Raw genomic sequence first — 18,108 nt, 5'->3', positions numbered from 1 at the left:
TCAAAGACGGCCTAATATGCGTTATCAATTGTCCCCGCGTCGAATCAACATGAAGCGTTTGTTCCCCAGCACCGCCCTCGCCCTATTCATCGGTATCGGCCTGTTGCCGATGTCGAGCAGTTCTTTCGCAGCCAACAGCTGGGACAACCTTCAACCTGACCGTGACGAAGTCATCGCCAGTCTGAACGTCGTGGAGTTGCTCAAGCGTCATCATTACAGCAAGCCGCCGCTCGATGACGCGCGCTCGGTGATCATCTACGACAGCTACCTCAAGCTGCTGGATCCGTCGCGCAGCTACTTCATGGCCAGCGACATCGCCGAATTCGACAAGTGGAAGACCCAGTTCGACGACTTCCTCAAAAGCGGCGACCTCAACGCCGGGTTCACCATCTACAAGCGCTATCTGGACCGCGTCAAGTCGCGTCTGGACTTCGCCCTTGCAGAGTTGGACAAGGGCGTCGACAAGATGGACTTCAGCACCAAGGAAACCTTGCTGGTCGATCGCAAGGACGCCCCTTGGCTCAAATCCACCGCTGAACTCGACGACCTGTGGCGCAAGCGCGTCAAGGACGAAGTGTTGCGGCAGAAGATCGCCGGCAAGGACTCCAAACAGATCCAGGAAACCCTGACCAAGCGCTACAAGAACCAATTGGCGCGCCTGGACCAGACCCGCGCGGAAGACATCTTCCAGGCGTACATCAACACCTTTGCCATGTCCTACGACCCGCACACCAACTATCTGTCGCCGGATAACGCGGAAAACTTCGACATCAACATGAGCCTGTCGCTGGAGGGCATCGGCGCCGTGTTGCAGAGCGATAACGATCAAGTGAAAGTCGTGCGCCTGGTGCCGGCAGGTCCGGCGGACAAGACCAAGCAGGTTGCACCGGCCGACAAGATCATCGGCGTTGCCCAGGGCAACAAAGAAATGGTCGACGTGGTCGGCTGGCGCCTGGACGAAGTGGTCAAGCTGATCCGCGGCCCGAAAGGCACCGTGGTGCGCCTGGAAGTGATTCCAGCCAGCAATGCGCCGAACGACCAGACCAGCAAGATCGTGCCGATCACTCGCGAAGCGGTGAAGCTTGAAGATCAGGCGGTGAAAAAATCGGTCCTCAACCTGAAACAGGATGGCAAGGACTACAAGCTCGGTGTCATCGAGATCCCGGCGTTCTACCTGGACTTCAAGGCATTCCGTGCCGGCGATCCGGATTACAAGAGCACCACCCGCGACGTCAAGAAACTGCTGACCGAGTTGCAGAAAGACAAGGTCGACGGCGTGGTCATCGACCTGCGCAACAACGGCGGCGGCTCCCTTCAGGAAGCCACTGAGCTGACCAGCCTGTTCATCGACAAAGGTCCGACCGTGCTGGTGCGCAACGCCGACGGACGTGTCGATGTACTGGAAGATGAAAATCCGGGTGCGTTCTACAAGGGCCCGATGGCGTTGCTGGTCAACCGCCTGTCCGCCTCGGCCTCGGAGATTTTTGCCGGTGCCATGCAGGACTACCACCGCGCGTTGATCATCGGCGGCCAGACCTTCGGTAAAGGCACCGTGCAGACCATCCAGCCGCTGAACCATGGCGAACTGAAGCTGACCCTGGCCAAGTTCTACCGGGTTTCCGGCCAGAGCACCCAGCATCAGGGCGTACTGCCGGACATCGATTACCCGTCGATCATCGACACCAAGGAAATCGGCGAGAGCGCCCTGCCGGAAGCCATGCCGTGGGACACCATCAAGGCGGCCATCAAGCCTGCGGTCGACCCGTTCAAACCGTACATCAGCCAGCTCAAATCCGAGCATGACGTGCGTACGGCCAAGGACGCGGAGTTCGTGTTCATTCGCGACAAGCTGGCCCTGGCGCAGAAACTGATGGCAGAAAAAACCGTCAGCCTCAATGAAGCCGACCGTCGTGCGCAACACGCCGATATCGAAGCCAAGCAACTGGCCATGGAGAACATTCGTCGCAAGGCCAAGGGCGAAGAGCCACTCAAAGAGCTGAAGAAAGAAGACGAAGACGCCATCGCGGCCGAGCCGGACAAGACCAAGCCAGAAGACGACGCCTACCTGAGCGAAACCGGGCGCATTCTGCTGGACTACCTCAAGCTCAATACCGCGGTAGCCAAGCACTAAGATGATGGCAATTTAATGCTGACGCTCCCCGGAGCGTCATCAAACAGTCATCATTCTGTCGTGAAATAGAGGACTGGGCGTGCTCCCTTACCAAGAGCACGCCCGGTCCTTTTTTTATCGCCAGAGATCGCCATGACCACGACAGAACAGCTGAGTGCGTTGAGTTCAATCCTGACTCAAGGCGGTTTGCACAGCCTGTTCCAACCGATCATTTGTCTTTCTGAACGACGGATTCTCGGCTACGAAGCACTCAGTCGCGGCCCCTCCAACAGCCCGCTGCACTCCCCTATTGCATTGTTTGCCGTCGCCCGCCAGGCCGGGCGCTTGAGCGAACTCGAAATCGCTTGCCGTGAAAGCGCCTGTCGACGCTTCAATGAACAGCAACTGCCCGGCAAGCTGTTCCTCAACGTGTCCCCGGAATCCCTGCTCGAAGCCGCACACCAACCCGGCCGAACCCTGCAACTGCTGGAGGATTTCGGCATCCCGCCGAGCCAGGTGGTGATCGAACTCACCGAGCAGACACCAACCGACGACTTCCAGTTGTTGCAAACCGCCCTGCATCACTATCGGGCGATGGGGTTTTCCATTGCCCTGGATGACTTGGGGGCAGGCTATTCAAGTTTGCGTCTGTGGTCCGAGTTGCGACCGGACTATGTGAAGATCGACCGGCACTTTATCGATGGCATACACCAGGATGCCCTCAAGCGCGAATTCGTCGGCTCGATCCTGCAGATCGCCAAGGCCTCGCGGGCACAGGTGATCGCCGAAGGCATCGAATTGCCGGAAGAACTCGCGGTGCTGACGGAAATGGGGGTCGATCTGATCCAGGGCTATTTGCTCTGCCGACCGCAAGAACATCCGCCCCGGGATGCCCGCTCCCTGATGCCGCGTCAGGACAATGCCGTTGTAGTGCTCAATGATGAAGGCAGCGACCTCAGCGCTCTGCTCAACGAGCAACCGGCGGTAGCGCGTGACACGCCGACTGCCACGGTACTGGAAGCCTTCCGCCGCCAGGCCAATCTGAATTCGCTGGCGGTGCTGGATGAGCACGGCCAGCCGTGTGGCATCGTCCACAGGCACTCGCTTTCCGATGCCCTGCTCAAGCCGTTTGCCACCGACCTGTTCGCCCGCAAACCCATCAGCCGCTTGATGAACGATGACTTCCTGGCCGTCGAAATGAGTCAGTCGCTGCAACAGGTCAGCCGCCTGATCACCAGCCGCGCCCGCCAACGTATCGAAGAAGACTTCATCATCACCCTCAACGGCAGCTATCTGGGCCTGGGTCGGGTCATCGATGTGCTCAAGCTGATTACCGAACTGAAGATCCAGCAAGCGCGCTACGCCAATCCCCTGACCCTGCTGCCAGGCAACGTGCCGATCCAGCAATGCCTGACACGGCTGCTGCAACAGCAACGGGAATCGGTGATCTGCTACGTCGACATCGACAGCTTCAAACCCTTCAACGACATCTATGGCTACGGCCGTGGCGATGAAGTCCTGCTCTGCCTGGCACAATGTCTGAACGACCGCGTCGACCCATCCCGCGACTTCGTCGGCCATATCGGCGGCGATGATTTCCTGCTGGTGCTCGGCCCGGAAGACTGGCGCAAACGTTTGAACCAGTTACTGGATGACTTCCAGAGCCAGTGCCGACGCTTCTACCGCAGCGAACACCTCGAAGCCGGCTGTTTCATCGCGCCCAATCGCCAGGGCGTGCGCCAGGAGTTTCCGTTGCTGTCCCTGTCCATCGGCGTGGTGCATTTGCATCCACAGGCCTGTGATCAACTCGACGCCAGTCAATTGGCCGAAATGGCGTCCCAGGCCAAACACCATGCGAAGAATGTGCAGGGATACAGCGTGCATGTGATCGATAGTCTGGAGGCGCCGGAGAAAGAGGATGTGCTGCTGGCCGGGCATCGATGAATGGTCTGACGCCATCGCGTCCCAAAGGGGAATGCTGAGTCACACGAATTGTGCGTCTTCAACAGATCCATTGTGGGAGCGAGCCTGCTCGCGATGGCACCCGCCGGAACAACACAATTCTGGGCTATAGCCCATCATCTCGAGCCGCCAGCTCTTTTAGCTTGAGCTCGGCCAACGGATGCCCGGCCTTCGCTGCAATGCTCCAGAAGCGTGCCGCTTCAGTCGGATCCGGCGCCTTGCCCGGCGTCCCGGCGAGGCTGATCACCCCGACCTGATAGGCCGCTTTGCCATCGCCGGCCAATGCCGCCAGGCGCAGCAGGCGAAGGCCCTCTTCGCGAGCGCCCAGACCGACACCGCGAAAGGTCAGGATGTGGCCATAGAAGCTCTGAGCGTCGACATCGCCCAAGTTAGCCATACGGGCGAACTGGCCTTCAAGCCAGCTCCAGCCACGCGGCTGTCGCACGAACCATTGCCAGTGAAAAAGCCTGCGTGCCAGCCAGTAACTGACCTGCGCCTTGAGTCGAAAAAACACTCAGGCCTCCGCCGACTCGGGGTACTCGTACTCAAATACGCGCACCACTTCCGAGGCGTGCCAGGATGCGGCGGCGACGCCATCGGATGGCCCGGAGAATCGCCCGAGGCGCTCGACACATTCAAAGAAGCCGGTGCGTGGCAGACGGCTGGCGCCCTGGCTGATCACCAGCGAACTGCGCAGCGGCTGTTCAGCTTTGGCGTCCAGCGCCGCCAAATGCTCAAGCGCGGCAGTCAAGGTTTGCATGGCGGGCGTGGGAAGCTGTAAACGCTCCAGCAGTGCCCGATAAGTCAGTAGATGACGCTGACGGCGAGCCTGATCCAGCTCGCCCAGCAACCCGTCCCAATGTTGACGACTGATGCGTACGCTCACGATTCATCCCTCCACCCTGGCACCGTCAATTCCCAGGCCAGGCTTCGGCGAATGGCAGCGTCGGGCAGACGTTCACCACTTTCGATCATGGCCAGATAAGACGGGCTGATGCCTACCGTGCGGGCCAGCGCCTCGATGGCGATGCCCTTCCCTTCGCGCAAACTGCGTAGTTGATCAAGACCTGGAAGAATCGGGTCCTGGGGTGTCGCAAGCGGCGCTGCGGCCGGACGCGACGGTGCTTCGTTGATGCCTGCTGCTTTCAGTAGAGCCTGATACTGAGCCCATGGCAGAACCGCATATTCGGGCTCGCCTTCGCGTGTAATTATCTGAATATCCATGACTACCCCGTAGGACAAAAACACTTAGCGAATCGGCACTTTTCCCTAGAAGTGTAATCCTAACAGCGGCTAAGGTCGCGGGGGGCATCTATCTGCGGGCAAGATGGGAACCGATCAGGTTTTTTTCGGTCCCTGAAGCTGGAGTTGCTCAAGGGTATCGGGCAGGCGCTCGACCACTGCGAGCTTCTCTGGCATCTGGCGTTGGCGCCAGACGCGAAACGCGTTGAGTTCGTCATCGAAGACTTTCATCAACCAGGCCAGGACCGCAATGTCGTCCAGCATGCCGAATACCGGAATGAAATCCGGAATCGCATCCACCGGACTGAGGAAATACATCAGGCCCGCTACGACCGAGACCAGCGCTTTGGGGCTGATGGCCCGATACTCACCGCGCCAGTAGGCCAGGCAAAGTGCCTGCAACAGGCGCAGATCATCCTTGAACTTGCCCAGGCGATTGCCTTGGCTGGCACCTTTGCTGGCCACTGCGAACAACAGGGTAGGCAAACGTCCACGAGCGAGCAGTCGTCCAGCCAGAGGCAGGAAACGAGCAAAATTCCAGGGCGTTTTCATCATTCCTCCCATGTAAATGTTATCCACACAAATTGTGGATAACCTTGTGAACAGAGCGACTTTTCAAGGCTGAAAGCCCCGCTGCACAAGGGCCGAACTCAGATCGGGCGTTTTTTGCCCATCTAAAAAAACCCAAGATTTCATTGACTTGGCGCTCTGGCGCGGTTAGCACCACACCTACAATGGCTATGACTCCAGCCTGCCGCATCTGTTCGCTTTGTTTACCCGCACCAGACACCAGATGCAACAACGCCCCGCAAAAGCGAGGCGTTGTTCTAAGAGCAGACGCTGATTACTTGGCAGCGTCTTCTTTTGCCGGATCCTTGATCGCCAGCAGCTCCAGGTCGAACACCAGCACCGAGTTGGCCGGGATCGCCGGGCTTGGGCTTTGCGCGCCGTAAGCCAGTTCGCTAGGAATGTACAACTTGTACTTCTCGCCTACGTGCATCAGTTGCAGGCCTTCGACCCAACCCGGAATCACACCGCTAACCGGCAGATCGATCGGGCTGCCACGCTCGACGGAGCTGTCGAAAACGGTGCCATTGGTCAGCTTGCCGGTGTAGTGGACGGTCACTACATCAGTCGGCTTTGGCTGAGCGCCATCGGCTTTCTTGATCACTTCGTACTGCAAGCCCGAAGCGGTGGTCACTACGCCAGCTTTCTTGGCGTTTTCTTCGAGGAATTTCTTGCCAGCGGCTGCCGACTCTTCGCTCATCTTGGCCATACGCTCTTCGGCACGCTTTTGCAGCGCGGCGAAGGCTTCAACCAGCTCTTCATCTTTCAGTTTCTGTTCTTTCTTGCCGACGGCATCTTCGATGCCCTGGGCTACGGCTTTGGAGTCCAGGTCATCCATGCCTTCCTGAGCCAGACTTTTGCCCATGTTCAGGCCAATTCCGTAGGAAGCTTTTTGCGCCGGGGTTTTCAGCTCTACGCTGGTCTGCGAGTCGCAACCCGCAAGTACCAGGCTAACCAGGGCCACCGCCGCCGCCAACCGATGCTGTTTCATGCTATTTCCTTGTTCATGCGCCTAAAGGGCAATCGAGTAAAGCCGCGAGCTTATCAGGCGGCCACGACCAATGGCTACCGGCATGAGAGCCGGAAATTTCGGATAAGTTCAGCTGTTTAAACGCTTTTCGCAGTGTAGATGATGAAACATCTGTCATCCGACTCATATCGAGACAGATCCCGTATCCCACAATGTCTGGCGTAATGGCCACTTGCCGCTGATCTGAGGCTAAGGCATAACAAAATATTAATCGACAGGGATGTTCATCTTGCGCCTCTTATTCCGCTCGCTCATGGCGATCGCAATCCTGCTGGGAGTGGCTCTGGCCGTGGTTCTGTACTACGTTGCCAACCCTAAGCTACCGCTCTGGTCACCCGCACAACAGGTGCATTATCTCGACCAATGGGACGATGCCGACCGCCAGACATACTACTTCACGCCTCAAGGTACGCAGGTCAAGGGCCTGCACTACGACTGGTTCACGGCCCTTGAATTGCCCTTTTCGCAACAACGATTCGCCTCCCCTGAGTACCTCGCACGCTTCGGCTTTCTGATCGACCCCAGCCAGAAACCCACCCCGAACAACCCTGGAAATCTTCCGGTGGGCTTTGCCCGGCACCAAAATCCCGGGAGTGCGGATACGTTTCTGGATATTACCTGTGCCGCCTGCCATACCGGAGAACTGCGTTTCAACGGTCAAGCCGTGCGCATCGATGGCGGTTCGGCACAGCATGTGTTGCCCTCCAGCGTTCCTACACTGCGAGGTGGCAGTTTCGGACAAGCCTTGGTAGCGAGCCTGGCCGCGACTTATTACAACCCCTGGAAATTCGAACGTTTCGCACGCCAGGTACTGGCCGGGGATTACGACTCCCGGCGCCAGCAACTGCGCAACGAATTCAAGGCTTCGCTCGATACCTTTCTGAAAGTGGCCTGGAACGATACCCATCGCGGGCTCTACCCGACTGAGGAAGGGCCCGGGCGTACCGATGCCTTCGGTCGTATCGCCAACGCCAGCTTCGGCGATGCCATTTCTCCCGACAATTATCGCGTGGCCAATGCCCCGGTGGACTACCCGCAGTTGTGGGACATGTGGACCTTCGACTGGGTGCAGTGGAACGGCTCGGCGCAGCAGCCGATGGCGCGCAATATCGGTGAAGCCCTGGGTGTCGGCGCCACACTGAATTTCTTCGACCGCGATGGTCAGCCCTTCAAGGGCGACGATCGTTACCCCTCCAGCGTCCGGGTGCGCGATCTCCATCTGATCGAAGCAACCCTGCAACGGCTCGCTCCGCCTGCCTGGCCCGAAGAACTGCTGGGGCCCATCGACAAACCCTTGGCAGCAAAGGGTCGCGCACTGTTCAGCGAAAATTGCGCAGGCTGTCACGTACCGCGGACGACCCAAGGCGAAGGACGAAACGTGCAACACCTGAAAATGCTCCCCGTGGTATACATCGGCACCGACCCCGGCGCGGCCAACAACATCGCCGATCACCGCTACGACTTGACGGCACTGCAATGGAATCCGGCGGAGCTCGGTCAACTGGATGTCGAACCCAAACCCACGCACCCCCTTGATCTGAGCCAGATGTCCGTGGCCAAAGGGCTGGCCTATGTCACGGCGTTTGTGGCAAACCGGGCCTATCGCGAGGCGGGCATCACACTCGCCGAACGGCCTGAAATGGACGGGTTCGGCTTGCCGATCGGTGTCCGCGAGTTACGCGCCTACAAGGCCCGTCCGTTGGCGGGCGTGTGGGCGACACCGCCGTTCCTGCACAACGGCTCGGTGCCAAGCCTTTATCAATTGCTCTCGCCTCAGGATGAACGCTCAACCACCTTCTACAAAGGCACGTTCGAGTACGACCCGAAGCACCTGGGCTATCGCACCGAAGCCTTTACCAATGCCTTTCTGTTCGACACGCGCATCACCGGCAACCACAACAGCGGTCACGAGTTCCGTGCCGGCAAACTGGGCAACGGCGTGATCGGACGTCTGCTGCAACCACAGGAGCGCTGGGCGCTGCTGGAGTATCTGAAGGTGTTGGGCGGCCCGCTGGAGTCGCAATTGCCATGACCCTCGCCCATTACAAAAGGAATTCCCCATGCTCATGACCCTCTGGCTGCGCCTGGCCGCTTTTCTCGGCAAGACTCTGCTCTGGCTATTGGGTCTTGGGTTGCTTGCCTGGGCCTTGGCCTCGGCGTGGTTCGCCTGGCAACACGGCGGTCCGGTATCGGCGCAAGAGCAGATTCCGGACGTTGAAGCAGCGATGACTCAGGACATCATTCAGACGGCCGTGCGCATCGTCGACCAACACCGTGAAAGCACCCGCTATCTGCGCGACGCCCATGCCAAGGCCCACGGTTGCGTACAGGCTGAAGTCCAGGTGCTGCCAGACCTGGCGAACGACTTGCGTCAGGGCGTGTTCAACGAGCCTGGCAAAACCTGGCAAGCGACGATGCGCCTGTCCAACGGCAATGCCTATCCACAGTTCGACAGCATCCACGATGCCCGGGGCATGGCGATCAAGCTACTCGACGTACCGGGCAAACAACTGCTGAGCGATCAGACGCAGCGAAGCGAACAAGACTTCGTGATGTTCAGCCACCCGAACTTTTTCGTCAGTAATGTCGCCGAGTATCGTCAGAACGTTGCCGCGCAGGCAGATGGCAAAAAAATCATGGCCTTTTTTCCGGGCTGGGATCCGCGCACCTGGCAGGTTCGTCACCTGTTCATTGCATTGGCGACCTTGTCGCCCGCGCCGCCCAGTCCGACCCAGACCACCTACTTTTCAGTTTCGCCCTACAAATTCGGTGAAGCCAACGCCAAGTTTCGTGTGATGCCCGACCCGCAAAGCTGCCCGCCCTACAGCTTGCCTGCGCAAAACCGGAAATTGCCGAACTTCCTGCGCAATGCGCTGAATCAGCAGCTGTCGACTGATCGGGTACCTGCGTGTTTCGTCTTGCAGATCCAGCGCCAGGACGCCAACAAGTACATGCCGATCGAAGACACCAGCATTGAGTGGAGCGAGAACGATGCGCCCTTCCAGACCGTGGCACGAATCAAGGTGCCCGCCCAGGACTTCGATACGCCTGCGCTGAACCTGCAATGCGATAACCAGTCGTTCAACCCGTGGTTTGGACTCGAGGCTCATCGCCCTATCGGCGGCATCAACCGGTTGCGCAAAGCCGTTTACGAAGCCGTCAGCGATTACCGACACGCCCGCAACGCCGAACAGTAGGAGCGAGCCAGCTCGCGAAAAAAACCGAGAACACCACGGAGGGGCGGATTTGCAGCGCTATCCTTGACGACCATCGTCGGAACGGCGCCCGGAGCACGTTCGCTCTTACCATGGAAGGACCGACTCGCTGCAGGAATAGCCAAATTCCAGACAGCAAAAAGCCCGCATTGAGCGGGCTTTCTGTGGTGACCTGGCGTTCAGTGTTCCAGGTTACCGAATATGGCGCAGCGGACGGGACTCGAACCCGCGACCCCCGGCGTGACAGGCCGGTATTCTAACCGACTGAACTACCGCTGCGCGTAGCGTTGAAAGTGGTGGGTGATGACGGGATCGAACCGCCGACATTCTGCTTGTAAGGCAGACGCTCTCCCAGCTGAGCTAATCACCCTTTACCTTCGTTGCGGGACACATTATGCCACAGGTTTTTATAAAGTGTTGATTTAATTGAAGTTTTTTTTCAAAAAAATCTAAAACCGGTGAAACGATGCAATCCGCAGGAACAACATACAAACTTGGGGCAGAAAAAAGCCCGCTTCAGCGGGCTTTTCCGTGGCGACCTGGCGTTCAGTGTTCCAGGTTACCGAATATGGCGCAGCGGACGGGACTCGAACCCGCGACCCCCGGCGTGACAGGCCGGTATTCTAACCGACTGAACTACCGCTGCGCGTAACACTGAATGCGAATGGTGGGTGATGACGGGATCGAACCGCCGACATTCTGCTTGTAAGGCAGACGCTCTCCCAGCTGAGCTAATCACCCTTCACGTTCGGTGTGGCGCGCATTCTACGGAGCGACCCCACCTCTGGCAAGCACTTTTTTAATTAATTTTTTCATGCCTTCCAAAGGCTTAGAGAAGGGTTGGCCTATGGCACCGCGAAGTCAATAATGCCCCCCTTTGTATAAAGGAGAGACTCACCCCATGTGGTTCAAGAACCTGCTTATCTATCGCCTGACCCAAGATCTGCCTGTTGATGCCGAGGCGTTGGAAACTGCACTGGCCACCAAACTGGCGCGTCCATGTGCAAGCCAGGAGTTGACCACCTACGGTTTCGTCGCGCCGTTCGGCAAGGGCGAAGATGCACCGCTGGTGCACGTCAGTGGTGACTTCCTGCTGATCAGCGCCCGCAAGGAAGAACGCATTCTGCCTGGCAGCGTCGTGCGTGACGCAGTCAAGGAAAAGGTCGAAGAGATCGAAGCCGAGCAAATGCGCAAGGTCTATAAGAAGGAGCGCGATCAGATCAAGGATGAAATCATCCAGGCGTTCCTGCCGCGCGCCTTCATCCGTCGCTCGTCGACCTTCGCCGCCATCGCGCCGAAGCAAGGCCTGATCCTGGTGAACTCGGCCAGCCCGAAACGCGCCGAGGACCTGCTGTCCACCCTGCGTGAAGTGATCGGTACCCTGCCGGTGCGCCCGCTGACGGTAAAAATGTCTCCGACCGCGACCATGACCGAGTGGGTCACCACCCAGAAAGCCGCGGACGATTTCTTTGTGCTGGACGAGTGCGAACTGCGCGACACCCACGAAGACGGCGGCATCGTGCGTTGCAAGCGTCAGGACCTGACCAGCGAAGAAATCCAGCTGCACTTGAGCACCGGCAAAGTAGTCACTCAGTTGTCGCTGGCCTGGCAGGACAAACTGTCCTTCGTCCTCGACGACAAGATGGTGGTCAAGCGCCTGAAGTTCGAGGATCTGCTGCAAGACCAGGCGGAACAGGACGGTGGCGACGAAGCCCTCGGCCAACTGGATGCCAGCTTTACCCTGATGATGCTCACCTTTGGCGACTTCCTGCCGGCGCTGGTCGAGGCATTGGGCGGAGAAGAGACTCCGCAGGGGATCTGAAGCCTTGTGATCTCTAATGCAGGAGCAAGCTTGCATGCGATGGAGTGTCAGCCTCCCTTTTTGTCTGACACTCCATCGCGAGCAGGCTCGCTCCTACAGGGGTCTTGTGCTGCTACTTAATAAAAAGGATCAGGCCATGCGCGCACTGGCTGCTTTAAGTCGTTTTGTCGGCAACACCTTCGCTTACTGGGTACTGATTTTCGCCGTCGTGGCGTTTCTCCAACCGACGTGGTTCATCGGCCTCAAGGGCGCCATCGTGCCGCTGCTGGGGCTGGTGATGTTCGGCATGGGCCTGACCCTCAAGCTCGAAGACTTCGCCGAAGTGGCTCGCCATCCATGGCGCGTGGCCCTGGGCGTGGTTGCACATTTCGTGATCATGCCCGGTGTGGCGTGGTTGCTCTGCCAGGCGTTTCACCTGCCGCCCGAAATCGCCGTCGGCGTGATCCTCGTCGGCTGCTGCCCAAGCGGCACCTCGTCGAACGTGATGACCTGGCTGGCACGCGGCGATCTGGCGCTGTCGGTGGCCATTGCCGCCGTCACCACCCTCCTCGCCCCGCTGCTGACTCCGGCCCTGATCTGGTTACTGGCCTCGGCCTGGTTGCCGGTGTCGTTCATGGAGCTGTTCTGGTCGATCCTCCAAGTGGTGCTACTGCCGATCGTGCTCGGCGTCGTAGCCCAGCGCCTGCTCGGCAATCGGGTTCGTCACGCGGTCGAGGTGCTGCCACTGGTGTCGGTGGTCAGCATCGTGATCATTGTCACGGCGGTGGTGGCCGCCAGCCAGGCGAAGATTGCCGAGTCCGGCCTGTTGATCATGGCCGTGGTCATGTTGCACAACAGCTTCGGCTACCTGCTGGGCTACTTCACCGGGCGTTTGTTCAAACTGCCCTTGGCTCAGCGCAAATCCCTGGCGCTGGAGGTCGGCATGCAGAACTCGGGATTGGGCGCAGCCCTGGCCAGCGCGCATTTCTCGCCCCTGGCGGCGGTGCCCAGTGCGCTGTTCAGCGTCTGGCACAATATTTCCGGGGCGTTGCTCTCGACGTATTTCCGTCGCATGAGCGAGAAGCAAGATCGGGAAATGGCGGCTCGGCAAGTCACCGATTAATCCGCAAACTTGATCCCCGGGTTAATGCTGGGCACTATATTGCGCATCGCGAGGACGACCTCGCGGCTCAATCGAGTCATTAATCTGGGGACGACCCCGTCAATCGATGGAGGTCTTCGATGTCCTGGATCATTCTGTTTTTCGCCGGCCTGTTCGAAGTCGGCTGGGCTGTCGGCCTGAAATACACCGACGGCTTCAGTCGCCCTCTCCCCACCGCACTGACCGTTGCAGCCATGGGCGTCAGTCTTGGCCTGTTGGGCCTTGCCATGAAGGAACTGCCGCTGGGCACGGCCTATGCGATCTGGACCGGTGTCGGTGCCGTCGGCACGGTGATCGCCGGGATCATTCTGTTTGGCGAGTCCATGGCGCTGGTGAGGCTGGCCAGTGTGGCGTTGATCATCACCGGACTGGTTGGGCTCAAGGTCAGCGCATAAGTCTCTAACACCATCGCGGGAAAGCCTGCTCCCACAGGGTTTGTTTTGTGCCAAACATAGCAGGCACATCACCAATCCTTGTGGGAGCGGGCTTGCCCGCGATGAGGCACGCACGAACAACTTTTATCTAACGGCCCCGCGCAACTCCCCGACCAACGCCTGCAATCTGGCTGGCTCAGCCACCTCGACCGCCACCGCCGGCCCGGCCACCAACGTCACCCGCGACCACAATCGACGAAACAACCCTTTATTCGGATCGCGACTGAAGAAACTTCCCCACAACCCTTGCAGCGCCAATGGAATCACTGGCACCGGCGTCTCTTCGAGAATCCGTTTCAGTCCCCCCTTGAACTCGTTGATCTCGCCATCGGCGGTCAATTTACCCTCGGGGAAGATGCATACCAGCTCACCATCCTTCAGATACTGCGCAATGCGCGTGAAGGCCTTTTCGTAGATCTGGATGTCTTCCTGGCGCCCCGCTATCGGAATCGTCCCGGCCGTGCGAAAGATAAAGTTCAACACCGGCAGGTTGTAGATTTTGTAATACATCACGAAGCGAATCGGCCGACGCACCGCACCGCCAATCAGCAGCGCATCGACGAACGACACGTGGTTGCATACCAGCAGCGCCGCGCCTTCGTCAGGGATCAAATCCAGATTGCGATGCTCCACACGGTACATGGAATGGCTGAGCAGCCAGATCATGAAACGCATGGTGAATTCGGGGACGATTTTGAAAATGTAGGCATTGACGCCGATGTTCAGCAGCGACACCACCAGGAACAGTTGCGGGATCGACAGTTTGACCATGCTCAGCAGGATGATCGAGACAATCGCCGACACCACCATGAACAGCGCATTGAGAATGTTGTTGGCGGCAATGACCCGCGCCCGCTCGTTTTCGGCGGTGCGCGACTGGATCAGTGCGTACAGCGGGACGATGTAGAAACCGCCGAAAACACCCAGGCCGAGGATGTCGATCAAGACCAGCCAGGTGTGGCCAAAGCCGAGAATCTCGACCCAGCCATGGCCTTCGACGCTGTCCGGAATCCCGCCAGAATGCCACCACAGCAACAAGCCGAATACGGTCAACCCGAAAGAACCGAATGGCACCAGGCCGATTTCGACTTTGCGTCCGGACAATTTCTCACACAGCATCGAGCCCAGTGCGATACCCACCGAGAACACCGTCAGAATCAAGGTCACCACGGTCTCGTCGCCGTGCATCCATTCCTTGGCATAGGCCGGGATTTGCGTCAGATAGATCGCCCCGACAAACCAGAACCACGAGTTGCCGACAATCGAGCGCGACACCGCCGGGGTTTGCCCCAGGCCGAGTTTCAAGGTGGCCCAGGACTGACTGAAAATGTTCCAGTTCAGGCGCATCTGCGGCGACGCCGCGGCGGCCCGTGGAATGCCGCGGCTGGCCAGGTAGCCCAGCACGGCAATCCCGACGATGGCCGTGGAAACGATGGGCGCATAGTGACTGGACGACATCATGATTCCGGCACCGATGGTCCCGGCCAGGATCGCCAGGAAAGTGCCCATTTCCACCAGACCGTTGCCACCCACCAGTTCATCTTCATGCAGCGCCTGGGGCAGGATCGAGTATTTCACTGGTCCGAACAGCGCCGAATGCGTACCCATGGCAAATAGTGCTACCAGCATCAGCGACAAATGATCGAACAGGAAACCCACCGCGCCGATCGCCATGATGACGATTTCGCCGAGTTTGATCAGGCGGATCAGCGCGTCCTTGGCGAACTTCTCGCCGAACTGCCCGGCCAGGGCCGAAAATAGAAAGAACGGCAGGATGAACAACAGCGCGCACAGGTTGACCCAGATCGAACGATCACCGTCGATGGTCAACTTGTACAGGATGGCGAGGATCAACGACTGCTTGAAGACGTTGTCGTTGAATGCCCCGAGGGACTGTGTCACGAAAAAAGGCAGGAAACGTCGGGTGCGCAGCAAGGTGAACTGTGAGGGGTGACTCATCTTCCGTGTCCCTGATTCAGGTGTGAGTGGCGTGGATACATTTATTGGAATGTCGCACGGCGATCCAGGCCACACATTACCTAATCTTTGCCGGTTATTTCTTCAATCCGGCAATGCACGGCGAGACAAAAAGTTCACCGCGCCAGGCACCCTGCACGGTGCGTTTGGCGACGATCAGCCACATCACGGCCAGCAAACTCACCAGCACACAACCGAAGACACTGAAAAACGTCAGGTGCAAGGTGCTGGCCAGTTTCAGCGTTGCCAGGGAATAGACGCCCAACGGAAAGGTGAAGCCCCACCAGCCGAGATTGAAGGGAATGCCGCCGCGCAGATAACGCAGAGTGATCAGCACGGCCATCAGCATCCACCACAGGCCAAAGCCCCACAGCGTGATCCCGGCGACCAGCCCCAGCCCGGCAGCGATTTCACCGATACCCGGCAGCCCATTGGCGGCGAAGATGGCCGGCGCATCGGCACCCAACAGCAACATGCCCAGTGCCCCCGTACCAATCGGCCCGAGCGCCAGCCAACTCGAAGCGGCCATGTTTTCGTGAGGCAGTTTATGCAGCGCCATGCGCAGCAACAGAATCGTCAGAATGCTGAACGCCACGGGCAGGGAAAAAGCCCAAAGCACGTAGCTGGTCACCAGCACCACCAATTGCGAGTGAGCATCGACCAGGTGTGGCGCCAGCAGGCCACCACTGGCGGCCGCCACTTCCGCCGCCACCACCGGCAACAGCCAAACCGCGGTCATCTGGTCGATGCTGTGTTCCTGGCGAGTGAACATCATGTAGGGAATCAGTACGCCGCACGCCAGCGACATCGCCACATCCAGCCACCACAACACTTCGGCCACGTGGATCACGCCTTCGCCAAAGCGCGGCAGGCCAAACACCAGAAAACCGTTGATGATGGTCGCCAGGCCCATGGGGATCGTGCCGAAAAACATCGAAACCGTGGAGTGACCAAAAATCCGCCGGGCCTCATTGAAAAACAGCACCCACCGCGCCGCGTACAGGGCGGTGAACAACACGAACAGAAAGATGTTAAACAGCCAGAGCGCTTCGGCGATAGCGCGCAAACCGGGAGTGACGACGGGCAATTGTGCCAGCGCCAACGCCAGCACTCCGGTGCCCATGGTGGCGGCAAACCAGTTTGGAGTGAACTGGCGAATGACTTCGCGGGGGTGCTGAAGGTGGCTGAACGGCTTGATACCGGGCTTGATCGTGTTGGGGCATGTCATGTCTGAACTCCTGTCCTCAAGTGAGGTGGAATCCATCATAGATCCGGATCGAATATCTATATAACGGGTAATTTCTCTAAGAGTTATCTAGTTTATAGATAAGCAATCAGACATTGCCTTCCGCCTGGATCACCATAATTCGAGCCGCCCTCAGTGAACTGGCGGCTCGGGTGCGTTTTTTCACGACTGCCCGGTAGCGCTGCAAACCCTGGAAGAGCGCCGAAGACGGTGCGCCAGCCAAGCCCCCAGGGCCAGGATGATCAGCACGACACCATAACCATCGGTGGTCATCACCAGCCCAAAGGTGCGCGTCAGGTTACCGGCCAGCAGTGACGGCAGGCAAAAGGCCAGGTAACTGAGCACGTAGTACGCCGACATCAAACCGGCGCGCTCATGGGGCAAGGCCAACGGTACTACGCTGCGCAAAGCCCCAAGAAAACCGGCACCAAAACCACAACCGGCGACCAGCGTGCCAAGGAAAAACAGCGGCAAACTGGCGTCATGCGCCCCCAGGAGAATCAGGGCAACGCCCGTCGCCAGGCAACCGGCCCCCAACTGTAGCGCGTTGCCGGCAGGCCGATTGCGCAGGATGAAAATCATCGAGGCACCGGTCAACGTCAGCACGGCGACGGTCGCGCCGCCAATCAGGTTCGAGGTTGACCCCGTCGCCGTGCGCACCAACGAAGGCGCCAGAGACGCGTAAAACCCGCCAAGCGCCCAGGTTGCGGTATTGAGCGGCAGTACCCGCCACAAGGTCGAACGCGCCTGAACCGGCACATGCAGGGTGGGTCGCAATGAAGCCCACGCTCCCGGCTGACGCGAGACACTTTCCGGCAAACGCCAGACGTACAACCCCTGCATCACGAACAACACGAGCAGTAGCCAATAGGTCAAGTGCAACGGAGCCGGGGCAAATTCGGCCAACAAACCGCACCCCATCCCACCCAGCGCCATGCCGATCAAGGGGGCGACGCTGTTGATCAGCGCCCCCTGCTGGCGATCGGTATCGAGCTGCGTAGCGCTCAATACCGCCGTCGCCATGCCGGTGGCAAAGCCTTGCAGCACCCGGGCACTGATCAGCCAGGCGACGCTGTCAGCCTGGATAAACAGCAGCATCGCGACAATGTTCAGCAGCACCGCCGTGAAAATCACCGGCTTGCGTCCAAGGTGATCCGACAGCGAGCCGACCGTCAGTAGCGCGACCAGCAGGCTGAGGGCGTACACCGCGAAAATCAGCGTCAGGATGGCGGCTGAAAACTGCAGCTGTTCCTGGTACAGGTGATACAACGGCGTGGGTGCCGTGGAGGCGGCGAGAAAACTGAGCAAGGTGATGGCCAGGAACCACAGACTTGCGCGGTTTGAATGGGTATTGGACATGGG

The 18,108-nt window shown here is 58.9% G+C and carries 15 protein-coding genes and 4 tRNA genes; 7 read left to right on the top strand and 12 right to left on the bottom strand.

Translation table 11 applies throughout. The features are described 5' to 3' along the window. Positions 1-49: 49 nt before the first annotated feature. Together F7R06_RS08830 and F7R06_RS08825 are read left to right on the top strand one after the other, a co-directional pair. A complete protein-coding gene (locus tag F7R06_RS08830) occupies positions 50-2,131 on the top strand; it encodes a carboxy terminal-processing peptidase (RefSeq protein ID WP_162842379.1) in 2,082 nt (693 codons plus the stop codon). Positions 2,132-2,263: 132 nt separating this feature from the next. Continuing rightward, the gene (locus F7R06_RS08825) at positions 2,264-4,054 is read left to right on the top strand and encodes a bifunctional diguanylate cyclase/phosphodiesterase (RefSeq protein WP_090324096.1); all 1,791 of its coding nucleotides are present in this window, start codon (positions 2,264-2,266) and stop codon (positions 4,052-4,054) included. A 124-nt stretch (positions 4,055-4,178) separates the two neighbouring features. On the opposite strand, the gene F7R06_RS08820 is transcribed toward F7R06_RS08825, so the two are convergent. The 5 genes from F7R06_RS08820 to bamJ form a co-directional block, all read right to left on the bottom strand. Then, complete coding sequence (locus F7R06_RS08820) at positions 4,179-4,586, bottom strand: SEL1-like repeat protein (protein WP_090324098.1); 408 nt, start codon at positions 4,584-4,586, stop codon at positions 4,179-4,181. Then, positions 4,587-4,958, bottom strand: a complete 372-nt coding sequence (locus F7R06_RS08815; protein WP_003223109.1) for a hypothetical protein — start codon at positions 4,956-4,958, stop codon at positions 4,587-4,589. Beyond that, positions 4,955-5,296: a helix-turn-helix domain-containing protein gene (locus tag F7R06_RS08810; RefSeq protein WP_090324100.1), complete on the bottom strand. Its 342-nt coding sequence runs from the start codon at positions 5,294-5,296 to the stop codon at positions 4,955-4,957. Before F7R06_RS08810 ends, F7R06_RS08815 begins: the two co-directional genes overlap by 4 nt. Positions 5,297-5,410: 114 nt before the next feature. Beyond that, positions 5,411-5,866, bottom strand: coding sequence for a YkvA family protein (locus tag F7R06_RS08805; protein WP_090324101.1), 456 nt, complete (start codon positions 5,864-5,866; stop codon positions 5,411-5,413). Between the two features lie 292 nt (positions 5,867-6,158). Then, complete coding sequence (gene bamJ, locus F7R06_RS08800) at positions 6,159-6,872, bottom strand: BamJ family beta-barrel-assembly machinery protein (RefSeq protein WP_090324103.1); 714 nt, start codon at positions 6,870-6,872, stop codon at positions 6,159-6,161. 259 nt (positions 6,873-7,131) lie between these two features. Here bamJ and F7R06_RS08795 point away from each other — a divergent pair, with 259 nt between their 5' ends. Both F7R06_RS08795 and F7R06_RS08790 read left to right on the top strand, forming a co-directional pair. After that, a complete protein-coding gene (locus tag F7R06_RS08795) occupies positions 7,132-8,943 on the top strand; it encodes a di-heme-cytochrome C peroxidase (protein ID WP_425415212.1) in 1,812 nt (603 codons plus the stop codon). Positions 8,944-8,971: 28 nt separating this feature from the next. Further along, positions 8,972-10,108: a catalase family protein gene (locus tag F7R06_RS08790; protein ID WP_090324105.1), complete on the top strand. Its 1,137-nt coding sequence runs from the start codon at positions 8,972-8,974 to the stop codon at positions 10,106-10,108. Positions 10,109-10,328: 220 nt separating this feature from the next. Here F7R06_RS08790 and F7R06_RS08785 read toward each other — a convergent pair. From F7R06_RS08785 to F7R06_RS08770, 4 genes are all read right to left on the bottom strand, one after another. Further along, a tRNA-Asp gene (locus F7R06_RS08785) sits at positions 10,329-10,405 on the bottom strand. 15 nt (positions 10,406-10,420) lie between these two features. Continuing rightward, positions 10,421-10,496: transfer RNA gene (locus F7R06_RS08780), tRNA-Val, on the bottom strand. A gap of 199 nt (positions 10,497-10,695) precedes the next feature. Continuing rightward, a tRNA-Asp gene (locus F7R06_RS08775) sits at positions 10,696-10,772 on the bottom strand. Between the two features lie 19 nt (positions 10,773-10,791). Further along, a tRNA-Val gene (locus F7R06_RS08770) sits at positions 10,792-10,867 on the bottom strand. A 160-nt stretch (positions 10,868-11,027) separates the two neighbouring features. On the opposite strand from F7R06_RS08770, the gene rdgC reads away from it, so the two are divergent. From rdgC to sugE, 3 genes are all read left to right on the top strand, one after another. Next, entirely contained in the window at positions 11,028-11,948 is a 921-nt protein-coding gene (gene rdgC, locus F7R06_RS08765; protein WP_008060875.1) for a recombination-associated protein RdgC, read from the top strand. Between the two features lie 136 nt (positions 11,949-12,084). After that, entirely contained in the window at positions 12,085-13,050 is a 966-nt protein-coding gene (locus F7R06_RS08760; RefSeq protein ID WP_090324107.1) for a bile acid:sodium symporter family protein, read from the top strand. A gap of 119 nt (positions 13,051-13,169) precedes the next feature. Next, entirely contained in the window at positions 13,170-13,484 is a 315-nt protein-coding gene (sugE, locus tag F7R06_RS08755; protein WP_090324109.1) for a quaternary ammonium compound efflux SMR transporter SugE, read from the top strand. A 123-nt stretch (positions 13,485-13,607) separates the two neighbouring features. Here the strand turns inward: sugE and F7R06_RS08750 are convergent, their stop codons facing one another. From F7R06_RS08750 to F7R06_RS08740, 3 genes are all read right to left on the bottom strand, one after another. Continuing rightward, positions 13,608-15,482 (bottom strand): MFS transporter, encoded by a 1,875-nt coding sequence (locus F7R06_RS08750; protein ID WP_090324110.1) that lies wholly within the window; start codon positions 15,480-15,482, stop codon positions 13,608-13,610. A gap of 94 nt (positions 15,483-15,576) precedes the next feature. Continuing rightward, positions 15,577-16,728: a TDT family transporter gene (locus F7R06_RS08745; protein WP_090324112.1), complete on the bottom strand. Its 1,152-nt coding sequence runs from the start codon at positions 16,726-16,728 to the stop codon at positions 15,577-15,579. Positions 16,729-16,908: 180 nt separating this feature from the next. Next, positions 16,909-18,105 carry an MFS transporter gene (locus tag F7R06_RS08740; RefSeq protein ID WP_090324113.1) on the bottom strand — a complete coding sequence of 399 codons (1,197 nt, stop codon included), beginning with the start codon at positions 18,103-18,105 and terminating at the stop codon, positions 16,909-16,911. Positions 18,106-18,108 lie beyond the last annotated feature (3 nt).

This window comes from Pseudomonas moorei (assembly GCF_008801475.1).
Taxonomy (GTDB): domain Bacteria; phylum Pseudomonadota; class Gammaproteobacteria; order Pseudomonadales; family Pseudomonadaceae; genus Aquipseudomonas; species Aquipseudomonas moorei.
The sequence above is the reverse complement of the archived record's forward strand: the minus strand, read 5'-3'. Positions and strand labels throughout refer to the sequence as shown.

Coding starts and splice junctions, on each gene's coding strand:
- F7R06_RS08830 (WP_162842379.1), top strand. CDS start 50: ATGAAGCGTTTGTTCCCCAGCACCGCCCTCGCCCTATTCATCGGTATC.
- F7R06_RS08825 (WP_090324096.1), top strand. CDS start 2,264: ATGACCACGACAGAACAGCTGAGTGCGTTGAGTTCAATCCTGACTCAA.
- F7R06_RS08810 (WP_090324100.1), bottom strand. CDS start 5,296: ATGGATATTCAGATAATTACACGCGAAGGCGAGCCCGAATATGCGGTT.
- F7R06_RS08805 (WP_090324101.1), bottom strand. CDS start 5,866: ATGAAAACGCCCTGGAATTTTGCTCGTTTCCTGCCTCTGGCTGGACGA.
- bamJ (WP_090324103.1), bottom strand. CDS start 6,872: ATGAAACAGCATCGGTTGGCGGCGGCGGTGGCCCTGGTTAGCCTGGTA.
- F7R06_RS08795 (WP_425415212.1), top strand. CDS start 7,132: ATGTTCATCTTGCGCCTCTTATTCCGCTCGCTCATGGCGATCGCAATC.
- F7R06_RS08790 (WP_090324105.1), top strand. CDS start 8,972: ATGCTCATGACCCTCTGGCTGCGCCTGGCCGCTTTTCTCGGCAAGACT.
- rdgC (WP_008060875.1), top strand. CDS start 11,028: ATGTGGTTCAAGAACCTGCTTATCTATCGCCTGACCCAAGATCTGCCT.
- F7R06_RS08760 (WP_090324107.1), top strand. CDS start 12,085: ATGCGCGCACTGGCTGCTTTAAGTCGTTTTGTCGGCAACACCTTCGCT.
- sugE (WP_090324109.1), top strand. CDS start 13,170: ATGTCCTGGATCATTCTGTTTTTCGCCGGCCTGTTCGAAGTCGGCTGG.
- F7R06_RS08750 (WP_090324110.1), bottom strand. CDS start 15,482: ATGAGTCACCCCTCACAGTTCACCTTGCTGCGCACCCGACGTTTCCTG.
- F7R06_RS08745 (WP_090324112.1), bottom strand. CDS start 16,728: ATGACATGCCCCAACACGATCAAGCCCGGTATCAAGCCGTTCAGCCAC.
- F7R06_RS08740 (WP_090324113.1), bottom strand. CDS start 18,105: ATGTCCAATACCCATTCAAACCGCGCAAGTCTGTGGTTCCTGGCCATC.